A 21,861-nucleotide genomic window follows, 5' to 3' on the forward strand; every position below is an offset into this window, starting at 1 on the left:
ATTTGGTAAGACTCTCTTTCATACAAAAGGAGTAGTCACCATGACTCAGCACTTTCTATCTATATTATTTTCCCTAAAACGATTTTCTATTCCTCTGTTGCAATAGCAACTTTCAAAATTTTTTGCTTATTTGACTGATCTAAACGCTATCTAGCCTTGGAAAGCTTTTTCAGATCTACACTTTAGTCAATTCAGCAAAATATATTACACATCAAATAACACAATAAAAATTAGGGGAAATGATGAAAATTCAAACTTCACTCATTGTTGTCTCAGTTGCACTTCTAGCATCAGGCTGTGCCAGCAAAACCGAACGCCAGTTTATCAGTGGTTGTAAAACAGGCGGCATTAATGACAGCACTTGTTCATGCATCTACGACAAACTTGAAAAGAAATATGGTGAGGGTGGACTGAAAGAAAATATCTACACCTTACAACAAACTGAATCCTTCCAGATGGATATGGTCAATGTGTCCTATCAGTGTATGAAGGAGTAGCCATGAGAACACTTGCAGGCATTATCTGCGTCATCGCTGTGATTTGTGTACTGGGTCTACCCTTCATTAGCTTCATGATCGTGATGGGAATTTTTATTGCATTGGCAAAATTTGCAACTGGGGGGGAAGTAAATGAATTCTAATCTTAAAGCTGGACTGATCAGCACTTATCTGGTCATTGGATTCTTTTTTGCCATCTATCAACATTTCTGGGGGCAGTATAACTATAAGCCATTTACCTACAATTTAGGGCAAGGCTTAGTGTGGCCTGCGGTGATGTTTCCTGTAATCGGTAAAATTGTTGGTGGAATTTTGATTCTACTATTCGTCTGGTTTGTTGTTATTCGTCCTAAATTATAAGGGAGTGCAATCATGAAATCATTATTTTCCACCATTGCCTTGTGTTCCCTGTTAATGGCATGTAGCCAGAACAATCAACCACCAAAAACTGATACTTCAGGTGAGCCTACCAATAATGCTGCTCAGCATACTCAATCAATCTATGCTCCTTATACCGAGGAAGCAGTTAAAGCTAAACTCAATGAAATGCAGATGATTATTGACAATGGTCATGTCTATTTACCTGCTGAGGTCAAGGAAGCGGAGTCTTATATCAGTGGTTGGAATAAGTATCCTGATGTGCTGAAAGCCATGATGGAAACTGACCTTAATCCAAACAACACTCAGGAAGCTGCTGACATTCCGCTTGAGAATGAATCTGCACAAGTTAGCGATCTAAATGTTAAGGCTCGCATTAGTGCTAGAGAATCTCAATCTGCTTTTAATGTACAAGGGGCAATTGAATATATTCTTGAAATTCAATCGACCAGCAATCAGCCTTTTGTTCTACAAGGCATGAAAATTAATCGTGGTCGTTGTGGTTATTACACCGCTGACTTTCATAGCAAGATGCCTGTGCAAATGAGCTATAGCTCTACAGTATCGTACTTATTGAAATGCCGTGGTGATCAGGTGCTTGAAGCTGAATTAATCACCGATCAAGGAAATGTAAGTTTGTCTTTTTGATGTCAAACTGTACAAGATAGAGAATACATCTGATAGTCGTGTTCTCTATTTTTAATATCATAATGACTCATTTTGTTCAATATCTCTGCGCCATTTTACTTCAAACTGACCTGTACCAAAAGTCCGCATCTGTGGAGAGGTTTTAGCCCGTAAGCGCTGATCTTCTTTTTCAGGATTGACCAAGTACATCGCTGCACGAATCGCATTTGTAACTTGTATTGGTTGATCACGATGAATCATTCCAACCCCAAGCAATCCATTTTTATCAAATTTTTCCTTGTTGTCTTTGGTATTACAGTTGTAGTGAGTACCCTGTTGATTGGTGATGTGCTTCCAATACTCAGCCACCAGTTTTGCTAAACCTGAATCCTCTATACGACTATTCCCATCATAGATGAGTAATAAATGGCAGTGATAGCCTTTTTCTACACCCTGCTCTAATGCCCATACATAACCTTGTAAGTGCTTAAAACAGGTATCTTTATTTGACATACGATTACATAGAATATCCAATGCATACTTAAAGTCTTGAATACCCCAATGGATTTGATATTCTTTAAGAATAGAGATATCTACTCGAACAAACTGTAATCTAGCATAGTGTGTAAGCAGTTTATTTAGGTAGCATTCCAGTTTAAAGCGATTACGTTGTTCTTGACGCTGAAAATCGAATTGTTCTCGTATTGTATTTTTCATCTCATGTTGAATTATGCCTTGAATATGGAAGATGTGGTTTAGTTCAAATCGTAAAATATCTTCATAAAGATGGGAGTCCAATTTATCCATAATGTAATCTACGAGATTAATCACTCTTTTGAAAACATTAATGATTCTGGAATAAGTAAAATCTTCTCTGTAAATCACCTTAAAAGCACACACAGCATCCAACAGCTCTCGCTTGAATTCTTCATGATCATCAACAAATTGCTCATGGCATGTACTAACCATAAAATCTTCGATTGAGATAAGAATGGATGATTCACTTTCTAATGGATTATTCTGGTACATTTAGGTTCTCACTGAAACATAAGGTTCATATCTAAGTGAGAGATGTAAAATTTTACTGATCATGATTCTAAAGCAGGATGTTGTGGTCATCCTGCTTAGCTGAACATGCTTAGAGACTTTGGAACATACTATAGGGTTAATTTAGAATGCTTTTAGTGATTTGATATTGATACATTGTCTATAACCCATTTGAGTATGGGCTATACTTAACTAAATAACTCACTGTATTTAATCAACGATATAAGTTATTGTTTATATTATTAATAGATAATAATAGACCTCTTGCGAAAGTAAAAACCACCTCAATCTAAATTTCATGAGATATCAGAAATTAAATCGTTTTTCAGATTCTGAATTCCAGCGCTTGGTTGGTGTACCTCGACCAGTTTTTAGTGAAATGATCGAAGTTTTAAAAGAAGTAGAATCACTTAAAAAGAAATCTGGGCGTCCTCATACTTTAGCTATAGAGGATCAATTATTATTAACACTCAATTACTTACGGAATTACAGCACTCAATTGGAGTTGGCTGCAAATTACCATATCGCTGAAAGTAATGTGAATCGAACCATTAAAAAGGTTGAAGATGCATTGATGAAATCAAGACGGTTTACTCTGCCAAAACGAAGCATTACCACAGCAGACGAACAGTTTAACTGGGTCATTATTGATGCGACAGAATGTTCAATAGAACGTCCGAAAAAAAAATCAGAGTAAGTTCTACAGTGGTAAAAAGAAGAAACATACGCTAAAAGCACAAGTGATCTATCATCCGAACAGCAAACAAATCATAGGGCTAGATATATCGAATGGCAGTCAGCATGACATTAAATTGGCAAGAAGAACGGTTAAAAAATTCAAACATTGTAAATATGTTATGACCGATTTAGGGTACTACGGATTAGAGCAAGATGGCTTTAAATTATTGATGCCAATAAAGAAAAAGAAGAATTTACCCTTATTTGATGTTGAGAAAAAGTACAATAAAATGATTGGAAAAATACGAGTTGTGATCGAACATATTAATAGTCAATTGAAAACATTTAGAATATTAAGTGAACGCTATCGAAATAGACGGAAAAGATTCGGTTTACGCATTAACTTAATCGCTGCACTGGTAAATCGGATGAACTTGCAATAACGACTTTCGCAAGAGGTCTAATATATATTACCTGTTAAGCAAACCTGTCTAGACTGACCATTACACCACTGCGCCATACAGCGAGAATAACCAAATTATGGGAATATTACAGAAGCTAAACTTACGCTACTTTTTTATTCAGCAATTCAGTTCCTCCTGTATAAAACTGATCCAGCAATCCATATTTTTTCATGTCATCAACACTAGGTTCAATGAATTTCAGCAAATAGTCTTCGTTCGAATATTCCTCCTCTTTCCCACGAATTGGATGAGGGATATCGATCAGAAAAAACTCATCTTTAGTGAGTGTTGAATCGGGCACATAGATACAACTATACATTTTCTGCGACTCGACTTTTGGTATAATTTGAAAAAACTTGCCTGCTACATGACTGAGTCTTCGCGTACTTTTTAAAAATGGTAAAATCTGATTTTTGGCAATCAAATTCAAACAAAATAATAAGAATTCTAGGATGAACCGTTGCTCCTGTTTCTCTAGCTTCTGAATCTGTATTTGGATGTCCGCATCTGGATCGCTGTTTCTGATTAAGTCAGGATTTGTAATCAATTCCAAACGGTATTTTTCTTGAAAGACAAAAGGATAAATATCTTTTTCAATTGTAGTCCGATTTAAAATATCTACACCATATAACAGTGAACCTTGTAAGATATGCTGACGTAAACCCCGCTGATCAAGCAGTCTGCAACACCATGATTCAAAATAGCATTGCATCATTGTCAAATTTGAATCCAAATCATTCAACTTGATATGTTGCTTCTTTTTATTGATTAATGCTTGTTTGAACACTTTTGCAAATACTGTCAAATCTCCTTGTTCCTGATGGCATTGTTGTAATTGCAAATAATGAATTAGACATTCTTTAATGAAACTAGAAATCGTCTCCTGAACTTGTGATGAAGACTGGATACGCTCAATCATTGTTCCAGAAATAATGTTGATTTTATCTGAATCAAGCCCCTTAAGAACCAATGTCGTAAGGTGATTGAGATCGCGTGAGTTGTCAGAATCCAACGGCTGCACCTGCTCAGAAATTACCGTAAAAATATCAGCAATCATTTTTATTTCAAAATGATGTCTTTCACTCGCTTCCAATATATAAAACCGACCATACCGAGCATGATTACCCCAAAAGGTATGAGATAAATTCAACACGTAGGTTGGCGTTATATTTTTTATAAATTTGTTATTGATCGTCCCATGCACATGTACCCGAAGCAGACCTATCTTTTTCAAAAAGTAGATCGAATCAAATATTGCTTGCTTATTTAACCCTGTTTTAGCAACCAGTTGTGTTGTACCTATATTACGTATCACCCCATAAGCATCACATGAGCGAGTCAAGTTTGATAATGTCAACAATACCCTAAAATCCAGTTTTTGTTCGGGTAGTAAATCAAACTTTTTAGTGGTCACTCTGACTTGAGATAATTTGATTAAAATAAGCATTAAAAGGTCAAACTGCTTAATCGCTCTCTTAAGGCGGACATACCTATGATGGGATGTTTCATGTTGATTAACTTTACTCAATAGCAGATTTAAATAATCTAAATTCAGCTGTATTGTTCTAACTCTTGCCCGCCGACCTGTTTCTGGATATGAAAACTCCAATATCTCAAAGCCTGATAACTCCTCCAATACCAGTTTTAATTTTTTATGTTGCACACCTATCTTTTCAGACAATTCCAACAATGAATCGTTGGTTTTTTGTGTACCAAAGAGACTAATAAATTTAATCAGCACCAGTCTAGCGTAGGAACTTAATCTATGTGGTGATAACTCATTAAAATTAAAAATGAGCTGCTTATGCTCTTCTGTCATTTCATCCATACATTTTTATTCATTCAACATTGCTATTAGTAAATTTTAGAATTATTTTTAGATAGGCACAAATATTTACTATAAAATAAATTTAAAACAAATAAACATTTACTAAACGTATTTAGAAATGTTTATTCCACCTTAATTAAAATCTATAATCATATTAGAATTTCAAACATCATAGAACATCAAAATGGCAAGAAAACAACTGACATTGCAACAATGGCTTGATAAAGATCAGACATTAAAATCCTTGTTTTTAGAGCACGAATGTAACAAAGAGCAGGCACTACTGCAGATAGTTCAGCTTCCTGATGGACGATTGCAAATTCAGCCCATCGAAACCATGATCCACCCATTACTCGTAGCAGAAATAACGAATCAATGGGTACTTTTACTCAATGAAAAATATTTTTCCGATCTAAAAAATAGATTCAGAAATTTCAAATATTCCAAGAAAAATCATGCGAATGTGAGAAAGCAATTTTATCTAACCTCACATACAGCCAAAAAAATGGAGGCATTGACTGAAAAGCTCAAACTTAAAACTGAGGCAGAGTGTCTAGAATTCCTGATGAATACGTATGAGGCAAAGCAAACGCTCCCTCCACCCTATAAGCAAAAATTAAATGAAAAAGACATGATTATTGAGGAATTGAACCAACGCATCAAAGCCCTTGATAAAATGCTTTATATTAAACAGCTTCAGGTACGCAAACAGGATGAAGTCATCCAGAAGTATCTCATTAATGAATTAATCAACAGTAAAATTACCATTAATGAATTAACCAATAGCCCCCTTCAGGACGCCAGTGAAATTCAGAAATTAAAACTCCAGTTTTTAAAGGAAATACAGAAAAATATTCAGCTAGAGCAAATCAGGCACCTATCCGTTGATCAAATTGCTTCTGATACTTTTGGTAATGAATAAGCTGATGATTGTTTTTTATGAGTACTTCTTATCACTTTTGAATAAGAATATCCTGTAACAGTTCAGTACAATCCCTTAAGTGGTGAAGAATACTTTCATCATTATAAATGGTGTTATAGGGTATTTTTTTCCCCAGCAGCAAAGCAGGGTCAGTTGACTTCTGAGCAATGATTAATTCGTTTATTTCTAACTGAAGTTTGTCGATCCTGTTCTGATATTTACGATTCTGATAAACCTTTCCATGATAATTTTCATTCTGTTTATTATGGGAATTAATGAGTCGTCCCTTTTCCAATTCTTCAATCAATGCCAGCTTAGAATCTATTTCATTCTGAATCCAGACCAGATTATTTTTTTGATATTCAAGTCTAAGTATTGGCAAAATTGATTTTACCGCCTGTGATAAATTCTCCCACCGACCATTTTTATGAGCTTCATCCCTTAAAACCCGATACAGAATTTGATGCCGTGGGTATACATTCTTATCATTACGAACTTTGACTGCCCGAATACCTCTCATTCGTTTCAAAATCTTTAAATTGCGTTGGGTGCAAATATTTTCATCCAGAGCCTGATAAGCCTGTAAAATGACACTATAACGTTTTTTTTGAATTGTATTTGAAAGCGTATCAAACTCGTCTTTTAATGCATTTAGCTGTTCCAATAGTACTACTATCTGCATAGGTGAAATGACAGTATTCTCACCTAAAATCAGTTGATGAAATTCATTTATTTCTTTCAGAATTAAATCATTGAGGTGTAGTCGCTCGTTCAGCACCTTTCGCTGTATATCGCTTAACTCAGCAACGATGATTCTTTTTTCTGGCTCATCAGCTGTTTTTATATTTCCACATGCCTCATTTTGTAAAAAACTGGATTCATAATAAGTAAACAGACAATCAATGAACTCCTGTTCCAATTCATTTAAGTCTTCAAATTTTATAATAGACATATTTTTATATTCCAATATGTTAACAATGTATAATAGTAATGTTTTTTTATAATTATGCACTGTTCTTTTATCACTGTATACCACTGTCTATCATGAGCCATATGAAAGTATGCAATGTTCAATATCAATACTTTCATACTGTTAATATTTATGTGTATAAAATCCTAGAGGTGGAAAATGATAGAACAGCATTATCGTGTCAAAGACTTAGTCAACTACCCTGAACGCCCTGCCAAGGACTATGTAGATCGTGGTGGTCGCAGACGAAAGCTATCTTATAAGCCTGCAACCAAAGGGATATTGAATATTGCAGAATCCACCTTCTGGAAAATGATTCGTCGGGGTGATTTTCCTGAACCTACCTATTTAACAGCAAGTATGCCCACATGGGCTGAAAGCCAGATTATTGAATGGCTTGAACTCAAAGAGCTTAAAGCAGCATAAATTAAATAGCCTGTCGTTTGACAGGCTATTTTTTTATCATTGGATTTTCATCTTTTTACTGTTGCTGATCCAGCAATGATTCTAGGTAATTCGCCCACTCCTGCATCATCTCCCGACGATTGTTTAAAAATTTGGTTCGATTGTAGGCTGTACCATTATTATCTTTTACTTTATGTGCCAATTGATGCTCAATAAAGTCTACACGTTGTTCTAATATTTCATCCAACATGGTTCGTGCGGTTGCACGTAATCCATGTGCCGTTTGCTTCCCAGCATAGCCCAAGCGTTTTAACGCTGAGTTAATCGTATTATCAGAAATAAAAGTTTTACCATCCCGACCCACGAAAATGTATTCACTGTATGGGTGCAGATCAATAATTGAATCAATTAAGTCAAAGGCCTGATCTGACAATGGTACAATATGAAGCTGCTTGGTTTTACTAGCTGTAAATTTAAAGCATCTTTCTTCACAATAGAAATACTCCTTTTTCAGCTTGCGTATCTCCCCAGGTCGCTGAAAGGTCAACACGGAGATTTTTAACGCCACTTGTGTGATATGTGAACAACGTGGATAAAGTTTGGAGTAGTTCCAAATTTTATTGAGCATTGGAGCTAGTTCCTGCTCCTCTGTCACGGCTGCAAAGTTCCCACCCTGTGGTTTGGGCAGTTCAATATCCTCAATAGGATTGTATTGAATCAGCTTCTTTTTACGTGCTGACTTAAATATCTGGTTCAAGTCCGATTTTAGGCGTTTGGCAACTGACAATGCACCACGTTCAATAATGCGCTTAAAGACCTTAATCTCAAGAATTTCCAAGGTAAGCTGTGGAAAGGTTAAATCACCAATATAGGGATAGACATCGTGCTTTAAACGACGGATCGTCTCTTCATCCTGTTTTTGCTCTAGCTCACGTTTATATAGCCATGCTTCAGCAACAATACGAAAGGTATTTTCTGCTTCTTTCTGTTTCTGGGACTTGGTTTCAATCCGCTCCATTGCTGGATCGATGCCCTGCTTAATGAGCTTCTTATATTCATCACGAATAGTGCGAGCATCATCCAGTGAAACTTCAGGATAAGTACCTAAAGATAAATCATTACGTTTGGCTAAAAATGGACGTGTGTAATTGAATATCCAGTACTTGCTACCACTCTGATCAATACGCAGGTACAGGTTTCCCCCATCAGACAGCTTATACATCTTGTCAGGATCAGGTTTAGCTTTTTTAACTTGTAAAGCACTAAGCTTATTGATTCCACGAGTCGCCATAATTCAGACATAAAAAAATGCAGTAAGAAATAATCTTACTGCATTTTTTACTACTTTATAACTACCGATTGGCGTAGTGCGTCACGGCTTGTCATATCGTATATTTCCAACTTTAACCTTATAAATCATAAACTTATATAGTGTTAAACAGTGTCAGAAACTTGAATTTGGCGGAAGCGGTGAGATTCGAACTCACGGAGGACTCACACCCTCGTCGGTTTTCAAGACCGGTGCATTAAACCGCTCTGCCACGCTTCCAACGAGCGCTATAATATAAACAAAAATGCAAGTTGGCAAATCTTTTATTTAATTTTTAATTCACACGCTCAAAATAAAAACAAATCTATTTAAATTTCATCATTTTTAGGCTTTTCATAACGAATTGCATTGATATACCAAAGCTTTTTACCTAAAGGAGTGTGCACTTCAACCTCATCATCGACTTGTTTACTCAAGAGTGCACGTGCCATTGGCGACTCAATCGAGATATGTTGAGGATGATGATCATAAATTTCATCAATCCCTACGATACGTAAAGTTTTTTGTTCACCTTCTTCATTTTCAATTTCGACCCAAGCGCCAAAGTAAACTTTGCCTTCTTGCTCGGGAGCATAATCGACAATTTTTAACTCTTCTAAACGTTTTCCTAAATAGCGTACCCGTCGATCAATTTTTCTAAGCAGCTGCTTATTGTACTGATAATCGGCATTTTCACTGCGGTCGCCAAGGCTTGCCGCCCAATTCACTTTCTTTGTGATTTCTGGTCGTTCTTCATGCCAAAGTTGTTTTAATTCAGCAACTAATTTGTCATGTCCTGACCGAGTGATTAAGTTAGATTTCATGATAAAAAACCACTGATGAACAACATACTGCTTACAAGATGTAGCATTTTATACCCTATTTACTCATATCAGAAGTGTATAAATTTTCTTCCTTAATAAATTCATGTTGTTATGTTGATATATCGAATATTTAATTGTTCAAAATTTGACAATCTTTTTTTTGAAGATTATGATGCGCGCATCTTAAATGTTGAGTATTTTTTAACCCAACCAAAAACTTTGTAGATTTTCTACATAGTTTATTTTTTTCATTTCATGTCATTTTGAATGACGTCATGACTGCCCACCCCTTATTGAATTTATCAACTTTTAAAAGTTATGGCAGCTTTTTGTCTGGCTTTTAGGGCATAAATTATCTGTAGCGGAGACAACATGCACAGTAATTCAAGTTCTGGGTCGAGGCTTGGCCTTAGCTCTTTATTTTCTTCTCTCCCATTGAAAGTTCTTGCACTCAGCACTATGTTTTTTCCCTTTCATAGTATTAATGCAGGAAAAACCCTACAGTACAATACTGTAGTTAACACCAACACATTAACTGTAGTTGCTGTAGAAAGCCCAACTACTGTTTTTAAAGAAGATCAATTTTTACATGGCTTCGGTTATGACTTGGCTCGTAACTATGCGCAAAGCTTAAATGTAAAGTTGGACTTCAAAATCGTGGCAGATAACGCCACCGCACTCAAGTGGGTCCAGCAAGGTAAAGCAAATCTTGCCATGACGACCGCGAGCTTAAGCTCAATCGAGAACAAAGGTTTAATGTCTTTTTCTGCAAGTTGTGGTGACAACGTAAATTTGCAAAAAAATGGATTAAATCCCGATTTAAGCTGGGTGTTTAAACAAGCAGATGATCCTCTTACACAAACAGCCAGTGGTTTTGTTTGTCAAAGCAAGCAAAATGGTCTGACTCAACAACTGGCTTCATTTTACAACCGTAACGTTGTAAAACCTGAGTCTTGGTCGACGATTCAACGTGATATAAGTACACGTCTACCTATTTACAAAGCCAGCTTTAAACAAAGCGCGGCCAAGTATGATTTAGATTGGCATTTGCTTGCAGCAATGAGCTATCAAGAATCGTATCTTAAGCCAGAGTCTGTTTCACCAACAGGCGTACGCGGGTTAATGATGTTAACCAACAGTACAGCTCGGGCAATGGGTGTAAGTAACCGTAGCGATCCAGCGCAAAGCATTCAGGGCGGTGCGAAATATTATGATCTCATGCTAAGTGAGTATGGTGATATTCCCTACCCAGATCGTAACTGGTATGCCCTTGTGGCCTACAATATGGGTCCGGGAGCAGTCAACCAGATCCAGAAGCGCTTACAAACCCAAGGAAAAGACCCAAACCAATGGGTTAATCTCTATGACTATTTACAACGCAATCAAATGCGAAATGGTCGATACAAACAAGCGGTACAGTATGTGACTCGTATCCGTGCTTATCTTGAGCATATTAAAACGGCTCAAACACGAATCAATATCTAGTTTTATTGTTTTAAAAGTTGATAAATTCATTGTTTGTATCAATAAAAAGCTTACCTCTTGGGGTAAGCTTTTTATATGAATTCTTTTAGAATTAAGCTGTTTGTTCTAATACTTTCTTGAACAAATCTTTTTGTTCTTGGCTTGGTTTAGCTGTTTGTAAAGCCATTAACTGAGACATGTCGCCTTGAACTTTAATTTTACCAGTCATGAATGCTTGCATAGCTGCAGCCATATCAAACTCTAGGAATACTTTACGTAAAGTTTCAGCATCCATGTTTAAAGTTGTTTTGGCATTTGAAGACAAACCTTTTTGGATTTTACCCCCATCTAACGCTAATTCGGTATTTCCAGAAGCATCTGTAACTACTAAATTAATTGCCAAATTCGCAAGAGCTGGTGGCAAATTAAGATCACCTGCTTCAGCAGTTAATTTTTCGACAGTCGCAAACCAATCATCAGTTAAAAATGCAGGCATGATTCTTCCTCAAATTTATTTGTTCAATTTCTCTAGTTAGTTGCCTATCCAGACAACATCATATGAAGCACTTCTGCTTGTGCGTTGTTATAGCATGTAATTTTAAGGTTGGGCTATGACTTTTTGTACGGAACATTCATTTTTTAGTATTTTGATACATTAAAGGCACTTGTTTATAAAGTGCCTTTAATTGACTTACTTAATTGTTTTATTCAGCAGCAAAACTTAAGTTCACGACATCTAAACGTTTTTTAAGTTCTTCAGGGTCTTTAAAGTCGATCTCGCGCTGAGAATCTAGCGCTTCGAAATCAAACAAATCACGGTCTGCTAACTGAGACGGAGACACGTTTTGTAACGCACCAAAAATACTGTGTAAACGTTTCGGATATTGTTTATCCCACTCACGCAACATTTCATTAAGCATGGCACGTTGTAAGTTCTCTTGTGAACCACAAAGGTTACACGGGATAATTGGGAACTTACGTAATTCGGCATATTTGATAATGTCTTTTTCTTCAACATAAGCTAAAGGACGAATCAAAATATTTTTCTTATCCGAAGACAAAAGCTTAGGTGGCATTGCTTTTAAGCTACCGCCATGGAATAAGTTCAAGAAGAAAGTTGCAATGATGTCATCACGGTGATGGCCTAACGCAACTTTAGTGGCACCAATTTCTTGAGCAAAGCCATAAAGCGAACCACGGCGCAAACGTGAACACACTGCACAGTATGTTTTACCTTCAGGCGTTAAACGCTTGGTAATGGTATAAGTGTCTTTTTCCAAAATGTAATATGGAATGTTATTTTCTTCCATATAGCGTGGTAACACATCTTCTGGAAAGCCCGGCTGTTTTTGGTCAAGGTTAACCGCAACAATATCAAAGTTGATTGGTGCAATACGTTTGAACTGCAACAAAATGTCGAGCAAGGTATAACTGTCTTTACCACCAGACACACACACCATGACCTTATCACCATCTTCAATCATGTTGAAGTCACGGATGGCATGTCCAACTTGACGGCGAAGCTTCTTAAGCAAACGATAATAGGCCGAGCTTGTTGGAAGTTCAGGCTTAAAATTAAATCCTTCGTTGGACTCAACTGGCGCGTACATAGACGAGATATACCCATAAATAAAAATACCGCGCAATTTTATATGATTCGGACGGGAATCGCATCAAAAGAATAGTTTCAATTCTTGAAGTCGTCATAATGCTCAGGCATGATGCAAAAGCAGTGCTCCATTTTGACCGATGAGTTCATTTTTTGCGCAAAACGCTTACTTTTTGGACTTTTCCACAGTTTTCCACAAAACCTGTGGATAAAATTGTGGATTTCTTAATACTTGACAAACTGTTTTCACCTTCTGTTAAGGGTTTTATTTAAATTGATCATTTTTTAACCAATGATTTTTGCCTTTAATTTTCAAATAGTTAGACAAGTCAATAGAATCATTTTAAAAATTTTTTTTAATTTTTTTTGATGATCATTCGAACAAAACAGCTTGATTTTTTAAAAGAGCAAAAATAAAAAAAATTACACAAAACTTCTTTCTGTAATATTTTTTGATAAACTCTTTGACTAGTTACGAATACCTTAAAATTGTGAATAACATAAAATGAAAAATTCGGTTCAATATCTTTTTTCGTGTTTACTGGGGATGACCACTTTTTCGGTAGGTATAACACCGACTTTAGCGGGTCAAATGTACATTTACCAAGACAAAAATGGCAGCACTTTACTTACTAACCGTAAAAGCTATGACCATTCACTCAAGAAAGTAAAGGTGACTTACTACCCCGATAGTAATATTCATAGTTATACAAACTGGGGCGCTTCAGAAGCTTCTGTTCTACCAAGCTATAGCAAAAATAAAAATGCTTTTGACCATATTATTAAACAAGCAGCACAACAGCATGGTGTATCCGAAGGTCTAATTAAGGCAGTCATGCATACCGAATCTGGTTTTAATGTGAATGCTCACTCTCCTGTGGGTGCGCAAGGTTTAATGCAACTCATGCCAGCTACTGCTCGCCGTTTTAACGTATCTAATGCTTATGATCCTCAGCAAAATATCTTTGCTGGTGCTAAATATCTAAGTTGGTTGCTCAAACGATTTAACGGCAATACGCAAATGGCTCTTGCGGCTTATAATGCAGGTGAAGGGAACGTGGATAAATACGGCGGCATTCCGCCATTCCGTGAAACCCAAGATTATGTACGACGAGTCACAAGTCGATATCAAAACTTATATTCTTCTGGTGTAAGCCTTTCATCTTTTAGTAATTCAAATATTTCTACCCAGACTGTAAATCAGCCAGAGTTGACCCAAACCACCACAACTCAACAAGTATCGGCTAAACCTGTTAAATATTCTTCTGCACGCCAAATCGTGACATTGTCTGATGGCACCTATACCGATGCACCAACAGGGACTTATGTCACCAATAATGCAACGGCAATTGCCCATATCAGAATTGAGTAAAATTAAAAACCGCATACTTTGCAGCTCATGCTTTAATAAGGCCCATCGTCTAAAAATTGTAATGATCTATTACCCCAACCCTAGTATTTAGACGGGCCTTATAAATAACCTGTTTAATTTGAATACATTCGTATACCGGAAAGAATGTATCGATTCCTTATTTTTTCCTTGAATTTTTCCCCCAAGCGCCGCATATTAGCTGAGTGATTTATAATTTATAAATCAGATAATATTTTATTTATAAGAGGATTTTCTCAATGATGCGGATTGGTTTGTTTTTGCTTACCAACCTCGCGGTACTGGTTGTAGCTGGCATTATTTTGTCACTCTTCGGTGTCGGTAGTTACCATGGCGCGGGTGGCTTAAATCTAGGCAACCTTTTAGTCATCTGTTTTGTGTTTGGTATGGTGGGCTCTTTAGTCTCTCTATTTATGTCCAAATGGATGGCTAAGAAAACTACTGGTACAGAACTGATTGACCCAAATGCTCCTCGTAACCAAGCTGAAAGCTGGTTATTGCAAACAGTCGCTGAACTTTCTCAACGTGCTGGTATTAATATGCCAGAAGTTGGTATCTTCCCTTCATATCAGTCTAATGCTTTCGCAACAGGCTGGAATAAAAATGATGCGTTAGTTGCCGTTTCAAGCGGTCTACTTGAGCGTATGAACAAAGATGAGCTACGTGCCGTGCTTGCGCACGAGATTGGTCACGTTGCAAATGGTGACATGGTTACCTTGGCACTCATCCAAGGTGTTGTAAACGCCTTTGTTATGTTCTTTGCTCGTGTAGTAGGTGATTTTATCGACCGTAATGTTTTTGGTCGTCAAGACAATGAAGCACCTGGTATGGGGTACTTCCTCATTACGATGGTTTTAGATATCGTGTTCGGTATTCTAGCTTCTGCTATTGTAATGTGGTTCTCTCGTTACCGTGAATACCGTGCAGATGAAGCCGGTGCACGTTTAGCTGGTAAACAAGCAATGATTTCTGCTTTATTACGTTTGCAAGCTGAAACAGAGTTACCAGACCAAATGCCAAAAGAAATGAAAGCGTTCGCGATTGCGGAAGGTAAAGAACAAGGTTTCAGCTTAGCTGCTTTGTTCCAAACTCACCCAACGATTGAACAGCGTGTCGCAGCTCTACATCAGTTAGATTGCCCATAACACAGTAAATAAAAAAGCCTCCAGTTGGAGGCTTTTTTATTAGCCTGAATGATGGGCCAGTCCCCAAAGAAAACTAATCCCCCACCACATTGCTAAACCAATCAGAACAAGCACCAATACCCCTAATAAATCCGGTATATGTAGCCATAGCCAACTCACAACAGGATTACGCCAGAAGGCTGACTGTTGCTGTTTCTTTTCAAGCTTTTCATGTAAATACGGATGAATAACATGTATATCACTTTGAATCGCATATTCTTCACGAATATGGGTATGAACCACATCTAATGCTTTTCTACTAGGACGTATAAAAATATCGAAAATAGTTCCTGCAACTGGTACACACCCCACCACAGCATCGACTACAGCCAATTTTATGACGGGAGTAAGCTTGTGCTGTGGCACACCAATTTGCTTGGCTTTATATATGGTGTAGCAAGTCAGGACAAAACCCGCAACATCACCAGCAATTGGAATAGTACTTAAAGCAGCATCGGCACCAATACCCTGCTTTGTAAAAGGAATACGGACGGCGCTATCCATCATGGTTGCAAACTTGGCAAGGTCCCGTTCTAGTGCGATGACCTGCTGCTGTGTTAGTTTTTTTTCTTGAGGCATCTAAATCAAATATATGAAGAGAAGTTAAACTTAATATACTTGATTTAATGCCTGTTTTTAAATTGTTTGCTTTTAACTTGAAGCTTTCGATTTAAACAATGAACGTAATAACACATACATAACTGGAATAAAGAATAGAACCAGTACAGTACCAAACATTACGCCACCTAAAATACTAATACCAATTTCTTGGCGGCTCACCGCACCAGCGCCTTGTGCAAATACAAGTGGAATCACACCTGCACCAAAGGCTAAAGAAGTCATTAAAATCGGTCTTAAACGCAAGCTTGCGCCTTCTAAAGCGGCCTGAATAGCATTCTTTCCTTTCTCTTGGGCTAATGCAGCAAACTCAACAATTAAAATTGCGTTTTTACATGACAATCCAATCGTGGTTAGAAGTGCAATTTGGAAATACACGTCATTTGGTAAACCAAAGATATAAGAGAAAATGACACTTCCTCCTACACCTAGCGGAATAGAAGTCATCACGGCAGCAGGAATACTTAAGCTCTCATACAAAGCAGCTAAACATAAGAAAATAAAACCTGCCGAAATCAGATATAACCATACCGCCTGATTGGTCGACTTCTGTTCTTCAAAAGACAGACCAGTCCAAGCCAAACCAATATCTTTTTGCTGGTTGACGAGTTGTTCAACATCTTTCATAGCCTGACCAGAACTGCTACCACCGGCAACATCGGCCTGTAACTGTAAAGCACTATATCCCATATAGCGTTTTACAATTTCTGGTGCCCCACCCCAGCTAAAGTTAGCAAACGAACTAAAAGGCACCATTTCATTTTGATTATTACGCACAGACCAATTATATAAATCTTCAGGTTTAGATCTGAACTCGGCATCACCTTGAATCATGACACGTTTAATACGTCCCCGATCAATAAAGTCGTTTACGTAAGTTCCGCCCCATGCACTCGACAAAGTGTTATTAATTGCAGAGAGTTCCAAACCATTTGCCAAAGCCTGTTTCTGGTCAATTTTGATATTCAGATTTGCTTTACTATTGGTAGACTGCTTATCAAAGTTTTCAAAAGTTGAATAGTTTTTACTTTGAGCCTGTAACTGACGGAACATACCATCTAAGAAGTTTTGCCCTTGTCCATTTAAATCTTGAATCCAGAAATCCAAGCCATCAGTCTGCCCCAAACCATTTACCGAAGGAGGTAAGGTCACGTTAATTTGAGCATTACTAAAATTTCTGAAATATTTCATTGCACGCTTTTGTATAGCGTCAGCCGAGTCCTCTTTCGCCGTACGTACATCCCAAGGTTTTAAAGCAATAAAGCCTTGCGCTAAATTTTGTCCTGTCCCGGCATTATTTCGACCGTAACGAATTAAAACCAGATCAACATTTTTATCTTCTTTAGTGAGAAAGTATTGGCGCACTTGTTCACCAATTTTCTGACTTTCAGAAATTGGAGCACTGTCTACCAGCTTAATTTGCACACTTAAAATACCTTGGTCTTCTTTAGGAATAAAGCCGCTTTTTAAACCACTGTAGAAGAGCATAAAAACTGCAATCAGCGCCACAAAAATCACAATAACCGATTTACTGTAATGAATACTCGTCTGAACAAGCTTGATATATTTATTTTTAAGTTGATCAATTTTTTGGTTAAACCACACTGCCCAGCGCATAGGTTCAGGATTAGGTTTTAAAATTAATGCACACAATGCAGGCGTTAAAATGAGTGCAACCGTAAGCGATAATGCCATAGCGGCAACTAAAGTAATGGAAAACTGACGGTAAATCACGCCAATTGAACCACCTAAAAAAGACATTGGAATAAAAACAGCAGTTAAAACCAATGTAATGCCGACTAATGCACCGCTAATTTCACCCATTGACTCAATTGCAGCTTCTTTTGGAGTTAAGTGCTGTTCATGCATGAGCCGCTCAACGTTTTCAACTACGACAATCGCATCATCAACCAACAAACCAATGGCGAGTACCAGTGCAAATAACGTTAATGTGTTAATACTAAAACCAAGCACATATAAGACTGCAAAAGTTCCCAAAATCACAACCGGAACGGTAATACTCGGAATGAGTGTTGCACGCCAGCTTTGCAAAAACAGGAACATCACCAAAATTACCAAAATAATGGCTTCTACAAGCGTCTTTACAACTTCCTTAATCGACTCTTGAACAAACGGCGTATTATCTCGTGGATAAACGATTTTATAGCCTGCTGGTAATTTAGTGGCGAGCTGATCTAAGGTTTGATGGATGAGCTTAGAAGTTTGAATAGCATTTGCGCCCGAGGATAAAGATATACTTACACCCGCAGCAGGATAACCATTAATCGTGTTGAAAGACTGATAGTTTTCTGCGCCAAGCTCAACTCTTGCAATATCTTTTAAATAAACATAACTCGCCGTTTTATCTGACTTTACGACAATATTTTTAAAATCATCAACAGTCTTTAGTCGAGAACCTGCCGTCACTTTTGTATTTAGATATTGACCATCAATGACTGGTAAATCACCGATTGCACCTGCAGCAACTTGGGTATTTTGAGCAGTGATTGCATTAGCCACATCACTTGGCATTAAATTATATTGCTTTAACTTGTCTGGATTTAACCAGATACGCATCGCATATTGCGAACCGAATACATCCGTTTCACCCACCCCTTCAATACGGTTTAAGTTATCGACGACATGTGTAGTTAAATAGTCCGACAGCTCAATATTTCCAGTTTTACCAGTCGAGTCGTATAAACCAATTACCATAAAGGTATCGCCTAGTGACTTACTGACTGTCACCACTTGACGTTGTACTTCATCGGGTAAACGGCGTATGACACCACTAATACTATTTTGGACTTGGACCTGAGCAGTATCGGGGTTGGTTCCATTATCGAAACTAATGGTAATTCGGCTACGTCCTGATGAATCACTTGATGAGCTAAAATAGAGTAAGTGATCAATCCCTTGTATTTGTTGTTCTAAAATTTGGGTAACACTTTGCTCAACCGTTTGTGCATCTGCCCCGCTATAACTTGCCGACACTGTAATTTTCGGAGGTGCAATATCGGGATACCGTTCTACGGGCAAGTGCATCACCGAAAAAATACCAAAAGCCATGACAATGATCGCCAGTACATTGGCAAAAATAGGGCGCTGAATAAAAAATTTAGATAGCATGGCTGCTCGGTATGATGTCGTTAATTAACAGGAGTAAATGCCGCTTTGAGACCTTGTGATCATCAACGAGCGGTGTAAAAAAGACAAGTGGAATTAAAACAATAAATGTAATTAAGACAAAAACAAAGCGTGATTCACTATTTCCAACAAAGCAATAAAGAACCAGTTAAATAGTGTCACTTAAAATTCATGAATTCTTCATGATCACGTCAAACTAAATCCCAATACTTGAGTCGTTTCAACTAAAACAATATGAGTAGAATTATGTTTAGAAAAGCACTTTTATGCTTAAGTTTAATTAGCTTGGTCGGTTGCAATGACGATGATAAAACCGAAACAACTCCAACTACACCAGAATATCAACTTCCTAAAATTTTAGTGATTGGACACCGCGGCGCTAGCGCTTTACGTCCTGAACATACTTTGGCTTCATATCAAAAAGCGATTGATGATGGTGCTGACTTTATTGAACCTGATCTGGTTTCAACAAAAGACGGTGTATTGGTTACTCGTCATGAAAACGAAATTGGTGGTACTACCAATATCAGTACTCTTGCCCAATTTGCAGACCGTAAAACCACAAAAAATATTGATGGTGTCAATTTAACGGGTTGGTTTACGGAAGACCTCACTTTAAATGAATTACAACAAGTTAAAGCACGTGAACGTATTCCTGAGTTCCGACCAGCAAATACGGCTTATAACGATCTGTATTCAATTCCAACACTTGAACAAGTCATTGAACTTGCCGAAGCAAATTATAAAAAAACCGGAAAGATTATTGGCTTATATATTGAAACCAAACATCCAACTTATTTTAAAAACAAGAATTTGGCCATGGAAGACACACTTCTTAAAACTCTTGCCAAATATCAATATACACGTGATATTGCCCCTATCTATTTGCAATCGTTCGAAGTCAGCAATTTAAAGTATTTAAAAGATCAACTTGATCTACATAAAACACTTAAACATGCACAAATCATTCAGTTATATGATGCAAAAACCTCTCGACCAGCAGACTTTGTTGAATCTGGTGTTTCTAAAACATATGGTGATTTAGCTACAGCGCAAAGCTTAAAAGATGTTGCTAAATATGCAAATGGTGTAGGCCCAAGCAAAAACTATATTCTCAATTTCAATAATGATGGTTCAGTACAAACTACTTCATTTATTAGCGATGCACATGCCGCTGGCTTAAAAGTACACCCATATACTTTCCGTCCAGAAAACAACTTTTTACCTCAGCCTTTAAAATGTAGTGACAAACCTGCCGAGCGTTGCCCGACAGGTGCTCTAAAAGAGTTTGAAGCATATTTCAAAGCAGGTGTAGATGGTATCTTTACAGATGACCCAGCACTCGGCCGTGAAGCAGTCAATAACTTTGAGAAAGCAACTAAATAGTTAAAGACTTAATAAAAAACAGGGCATTCAATGCCCTGTTTTTATTACTTATCAACACTGTTATTAAAATATAGAGGAATCCATTGGTATTGCTCTGCATTTACTTTATACACATGGCCAATTCCTGGGAATGGCAAATGTGGAGCAGCTACCCATTGCTGTTTATTTGAGATTTCAGCAAACATTTTCAAACGAGTGTTAATTGCCTGCTCAGAATTTACATCAAAATCTACACCGGTTTTTGGAGCATCAAACTGCAAAGAATGTGAGTGAACAATGTCTCCTACAAAGACAATTTGTTGATTTTTACTCTTTAAACGGAAACTGTGGTGACCCGGTGTATGCCCTTGTGTATTGATTACTTCAAACCCTTGAATGACATCGCCATCTTTAAAGGTCTTGAAAGCTTTTTTCGCTTGATACGGTGCAAGCGCAGCTTTTATATTTTTAACCGTGCCTAAATAGTTTTCTTTTTTATCTGCGGGTACAGTTTTTTCAGAAGCTGGATTTAACCAATAGTCAGCTTCACGTTCATGTGCATAAATAGTTGCATTAGGAAATACAGCTTTTCCATTTTGAGCAATACCACAAACATGGTCTGGATGTAGATGGGTTAACAAAACCGTTTTCACGTTAGCAAGTTGATAGCCTGCCAATTCAAGATTTTTAGCAATTGAACCCAACTGTGGGCCAAAACAACTTGAAGCACCACTATCAACAAGAGTTAAACTTTTACCGTCATCTACCAAGAATGCATTTACCGAAGTTTGAACCCCTTTCTCATTAACAGCGGCGTATTTTGTTAAAATTTTAGTCTTCTCAGCCTGACTCAAATTTTTAAATAACTTAGGGTCTAAATAAATAGTGCCATCCAGTAAAGAGGTGATGCGATAATTACCAAATTGATGCTTATAATATCCCGGTACTTGTTGAGCTGAGGCAGGCTCTGCATAGCTTACATGTAACCCACTCATGACAAGTCCTAATGCTACAAATAATTTTTTCATCTCTTCTTCTCTATCAAGTTATAAAGTCAAAATCTTTAAAAAAGATTTAATATTTTTTTTAAGGGCCGCGATATATAATGCATGAAAAGTGTTAAAAATATAAGTGA

Annotated in this window: 21 protein-coding genes and 1 tRNA gene; 11 read left to right on the top strand and 11 right to left on the bottom strand. The window is 37.2% G+C overall.

Annotation, left to right across the window (positions count from 1 at the left end; translation table 11 throughout):
• The first annotated feature begins 242 nt into the window (after positions 1-242).
• From CSB87_RS05235 to CSB87_RS05245, 4 genes are read left to right on the top strand one after another with little or no spacing between them, the layout of a single operon-like run.
• A complete protein-coding gene (locus CSB87_RS05235) occupies positions 243-497 on the top strand; it encodes a hypothetical protein (protein ID WP_000701730.1) in 255 nt (84 codons plus the stop codon).
• A gap of 2 nt (positions 498-499) precedes the next feature.
• Entirely contained in the window at positions 500-640 is a 141-nt protein-coding gene (locus CSB87_RS19865) for a hypothetical protein (RefSeq protein WP_001259410.1), read from the top strand.
• Complete coding sequence (locus CSB87_RS05240) at positions 630-857, top strand: hypothetical protein (protein WP_001087629.1); 228 nt, start codon at positions 630-632, stop codon at positions 855-857. Before CSB87_RS19865 ends, CSB87_RS05240 begins: the two co-directional genes overlap by 11 nt.
• Before the next feature lie 12 nt (positions 858-869).
• Entirely contained in the window at positions 870-1,523 is a 654-nt protein-coding gene (locus tag CSB87_RS05245) for a hypothetical protein (protein ID WP_000838342.1), read from the top strand.
• Between the two features lie 57 nt (positions 1,524-1,580).
• Here CSB87_RS05245 and CSB87_RS05250 read toward each other — a convergent pair whose 3' ends face one another.
• Complete coding sequence (locus tag CSB87_RS05250) at positions 1,581-2,531, bottom strand: YagK/YfjJ domain-containing protein (protein WP_000284561.1); 951 nt, start codon at positions 2,529-2,531, stop codon at positions 1,581-1,583.
• Positions 2,532-2,847: 316 nt separating this feature from the next.
• On the opposite strand from CSB87_RS05250, the gene CSB87_RS05255 reads away from it, so the two are divergent.
• A protein-coding gene (locus CSB87_RS05255; protein WP_076611894.1) for an IS5-like element ISAba27 family transposase occupies positions 2,848-3,670 on the top strand; the annotation gives its coding sequence in 2 pieces (ribosomal slippage) (positions 2,848-3,228 and positions 3,230-3,670; 822 coding nt in all).
• A gap of 121 nt (positions 3,671-3,791) precedes the next feature.
• Here CSB87_RS05255 and CSB87_RS05260 read toward each other — a convergent pair.
• The gene (locus tag CSB87_RS05260) at positions 3,792-5,519 is read right to left on the bottom strand and encodes a hypothetical protein (RefSeq protein ID WP_000344079.1); all 1,728 of its coding nucleotides are present in this window, start codon (positions 5,517-5,519) and stop codon (positions 3,792-3,794) included.
• 184 nt (positions 5,520-5,703) lie between these two features.
• On the opposite strand from CSB87_RS05260, the gene CSB87_RS05265 reads away from it, so the two are divergent.
• Positions 5,704-6,441, top strand: a complete 738-nt coding sequence (locus CSB87_RS05265) for a hypothetical protein (RefSeq protein WP_000101621.1) — start codon at positions 5,704-5,706, stop codon at positions 6,439-6,441.
• Positions 6,442-6,472: 31 nt separating this feature from the next.
• Here CSB87_RS05265 and CSB87_RS05270 read toward each other — a convergent pair whose 3' ends face one another.
• On the bottom strand, positions 6,473-7,393 hold the full coding sequence (locus CSB87_RS05270) for a hypothetical protein (RefSeq protein WP_000022452.1): 921 nt from the start codon (positions 7,391-7,393) through the stop codon (positions 6,473-6,475).
• Positions 7,394-7,570: 177 nt separating this feature from the next.
• Between CSB87_RS05270 and CSB87_RS05275 the strand changes: the two genes are divergently transcribed.
• Complete coding sequence (locus CSB87_RS05275; protein WP_000572501.1) at positions 7,571-7,837, top strand: helix-turn-helix transcriptional regulator; 267 nt, start codon at positions 7,571-7,573, stop codon at positions 7,835-7,837.
• Between the two features lie 55 nt (positions 7,838-7,892).
• Here CSB87_RS05275 and CSB87_RS05280 read toward each other — a convergent pair whose 3' ends face one another.
• The 3 genes from CSB87_RS05280 to greB all read right to left on the bottom strand — a co-directional run bounded on the left by CSB87_RS05280 (position 7,893) and on the right by greB (position 9,949).
• Entirely contained in the window at positions 7,893-9,107 is a 1,215-nt protein-coding gene (locus CSB87_RS05280) for a tyrosine-type recombinase/integrase (protein ID WP_000235462.1), read from the bottom strand.
• A gap of 168 nt (positions 9,108-9,275) precedes the next feature.
• A tRNA-Ser gene (locus CSB87_RS05285) sits at positions 9,276-9,365 on the bottom strand.
• An 89-nt stretch (positions 9,366-9,454) separates the two neighbouring features.
• Complete coding sequence (gene greB / locus CSB87_RS05290; RefSeq protein WP_002048569.1) at positions 9,455-9,949, bottom strand: transcription elongation factor GreB; 495 nt, start codon at positions 9,947-9,949, stop codon at positions 9,455-9,457.
• Positions 9,950-10,321: 372 nt separating this feature from the next.
• Between greB and CSB87_RS05295 the strand changes: the two genes are divergently transcribed.
• Entirely contained in the window at positions 10,322-11,434 is a 1,113-nt protein-coding gene (locus CSB87_RS05295) for a transglycosylase SLT domain-containing protein (protein WP_031946851.1), read from the top strand.
• Positions 11,435-11,525: 91 nt separating this feature from the next.
• On the opposite strand, the gene CSB87_RS05300 is transcribed toward CSB87_RS05295, so the two are convergent.
• Together CSB87_RS05300 and ttcA are read right to left on the bottom strand one after the other, a co-directional pair.
• Positions 11,526-11,909, bottom strand: a complete 384-nt coding sequence (locus CSB87_RS05300) for an SCP2 sterol-binding domain-containing protein (RefSeq protein ID WP_001110719.1) — start codon at positions 11,907-11,909, stop codon at positions 11,526-11,528.
• A 208-nt stretch (positions 11,910-12,117) separates the two neighbouring features.
• On the bottom strand, positions 12,118-13,023 hold the full coding sequence (ttcA, locus tag CSB87_RS05305) for a tRNA 2-thiocytidine(32) synthetase TtcA (RefSeq protein ID WP_002048552.1): 906 nt from the start codon (positions 13,021-13,023) through the stop codon (positions 12,118-12,120).
• Between the two features lie 504 nt (positions 13,024-13,527).
• On the opposite strand from ttcA, the gene CSB87_RS05315 reads away from it, so the two are divergent.
• Both CSB87_RS05315 and htpX read left to right on the top strand, forming a co-directional pair.
• Positions 13,528-14,394: a lytic transglycosylase domain-containing protein gene (locus CSB87_RS05315; RefSeq protein ID WP_002048562.1), complete on the top strand. Its 867-nt coding sequence runs from the start codon at positions 13,528-13,530 to the stop codon at positions 14,392-14,394.
• A 257-nt stretch (positions 14,395-14,651) separates the two neighbouring features.
• On the top strand, positions 14,652-15,557 hold the full coding sequence (gene htpX / locus CSB87_RS05320; RefSeq protein ID WP_002048489.1) for a protease HtpX: 906 nt from the start codon (positions 14,652-14,654) through the stop codon (positions 15,555-15,557).
• Between the two features lie 39 nt (positions 15,558-15,596).
• On the opposite strand, the gene CSB87_RS05325 is transcribed toward htpX, so the two are convergent.
• Positions 15,597-16,175 carry a DUF4112 domain-containing protein gene (locus CSB87_RS05325; protein WP_031953177.1) on the bottom strand — a complete coding sequence of 193 codons (579 nt, stop codon included), beginning with the start codon at positions 16,173-16,175 and terminating at the stop codon, positions 15,597-15,599.
• A 72-nt stretch (positions 16,176-16,247) separates the two neighbouring features.
• A complete protein-coding gene (locus CSB87_RS05330) occupies positions 16,248-19,343 on the bottom strand; it encodes a multidrug efflux RND transporter permease subunit (protein ID WP_106105046.1) in 3,096 nt (1,031 codons plus the stop codon).
• Positions 19,344-19,607: 264 nt separating this feature from the next.
• Between CSB87_RS05330 and CSB87_RS05335 the strand changes: the two genes are divergently transcribed.
• Positions 19,608-20,747, top strand: a complete 1,140-nt coding sequence (locus tag CSB87_RS05335) for a glycerophosphodiester phosphodiesterase (protein ID WP_031953180.1) — start codon at positions 19,608-19,610, stop codon at positions 20,745-20,747.
• A 44-nt stretch (positions 20,748-20,791) separates the two neighbouring features.
• Here CSB87_RS05335 and CSB87_RS05340 read toward each other — a convergent pair whose 3' ends face one another.
• A complete protein-coding gene (locus tag CSB87_RS05340) occupies positions 20,792-21,754 on the bottom strand; it encodes an MBL fold metallo-hydrolase (RefSeq protein ID WP_004707372.1) in 963 nt (320 codons plus the stop codon).
• Between the last annotated feature and the right edge of the window lie 107 nt (positions 21,755-21,861).

It is taken from the genome of Acinetobacter sp. AR_0276 (genome assembly GCF_003000705.1).
Lineage (GTDB): Bacteria > Pseudomonadota > Gammaproteobacteria > Pseudomonadales > Moraxellaceae > Acinetobacter > Acinetobacter nosocomialis.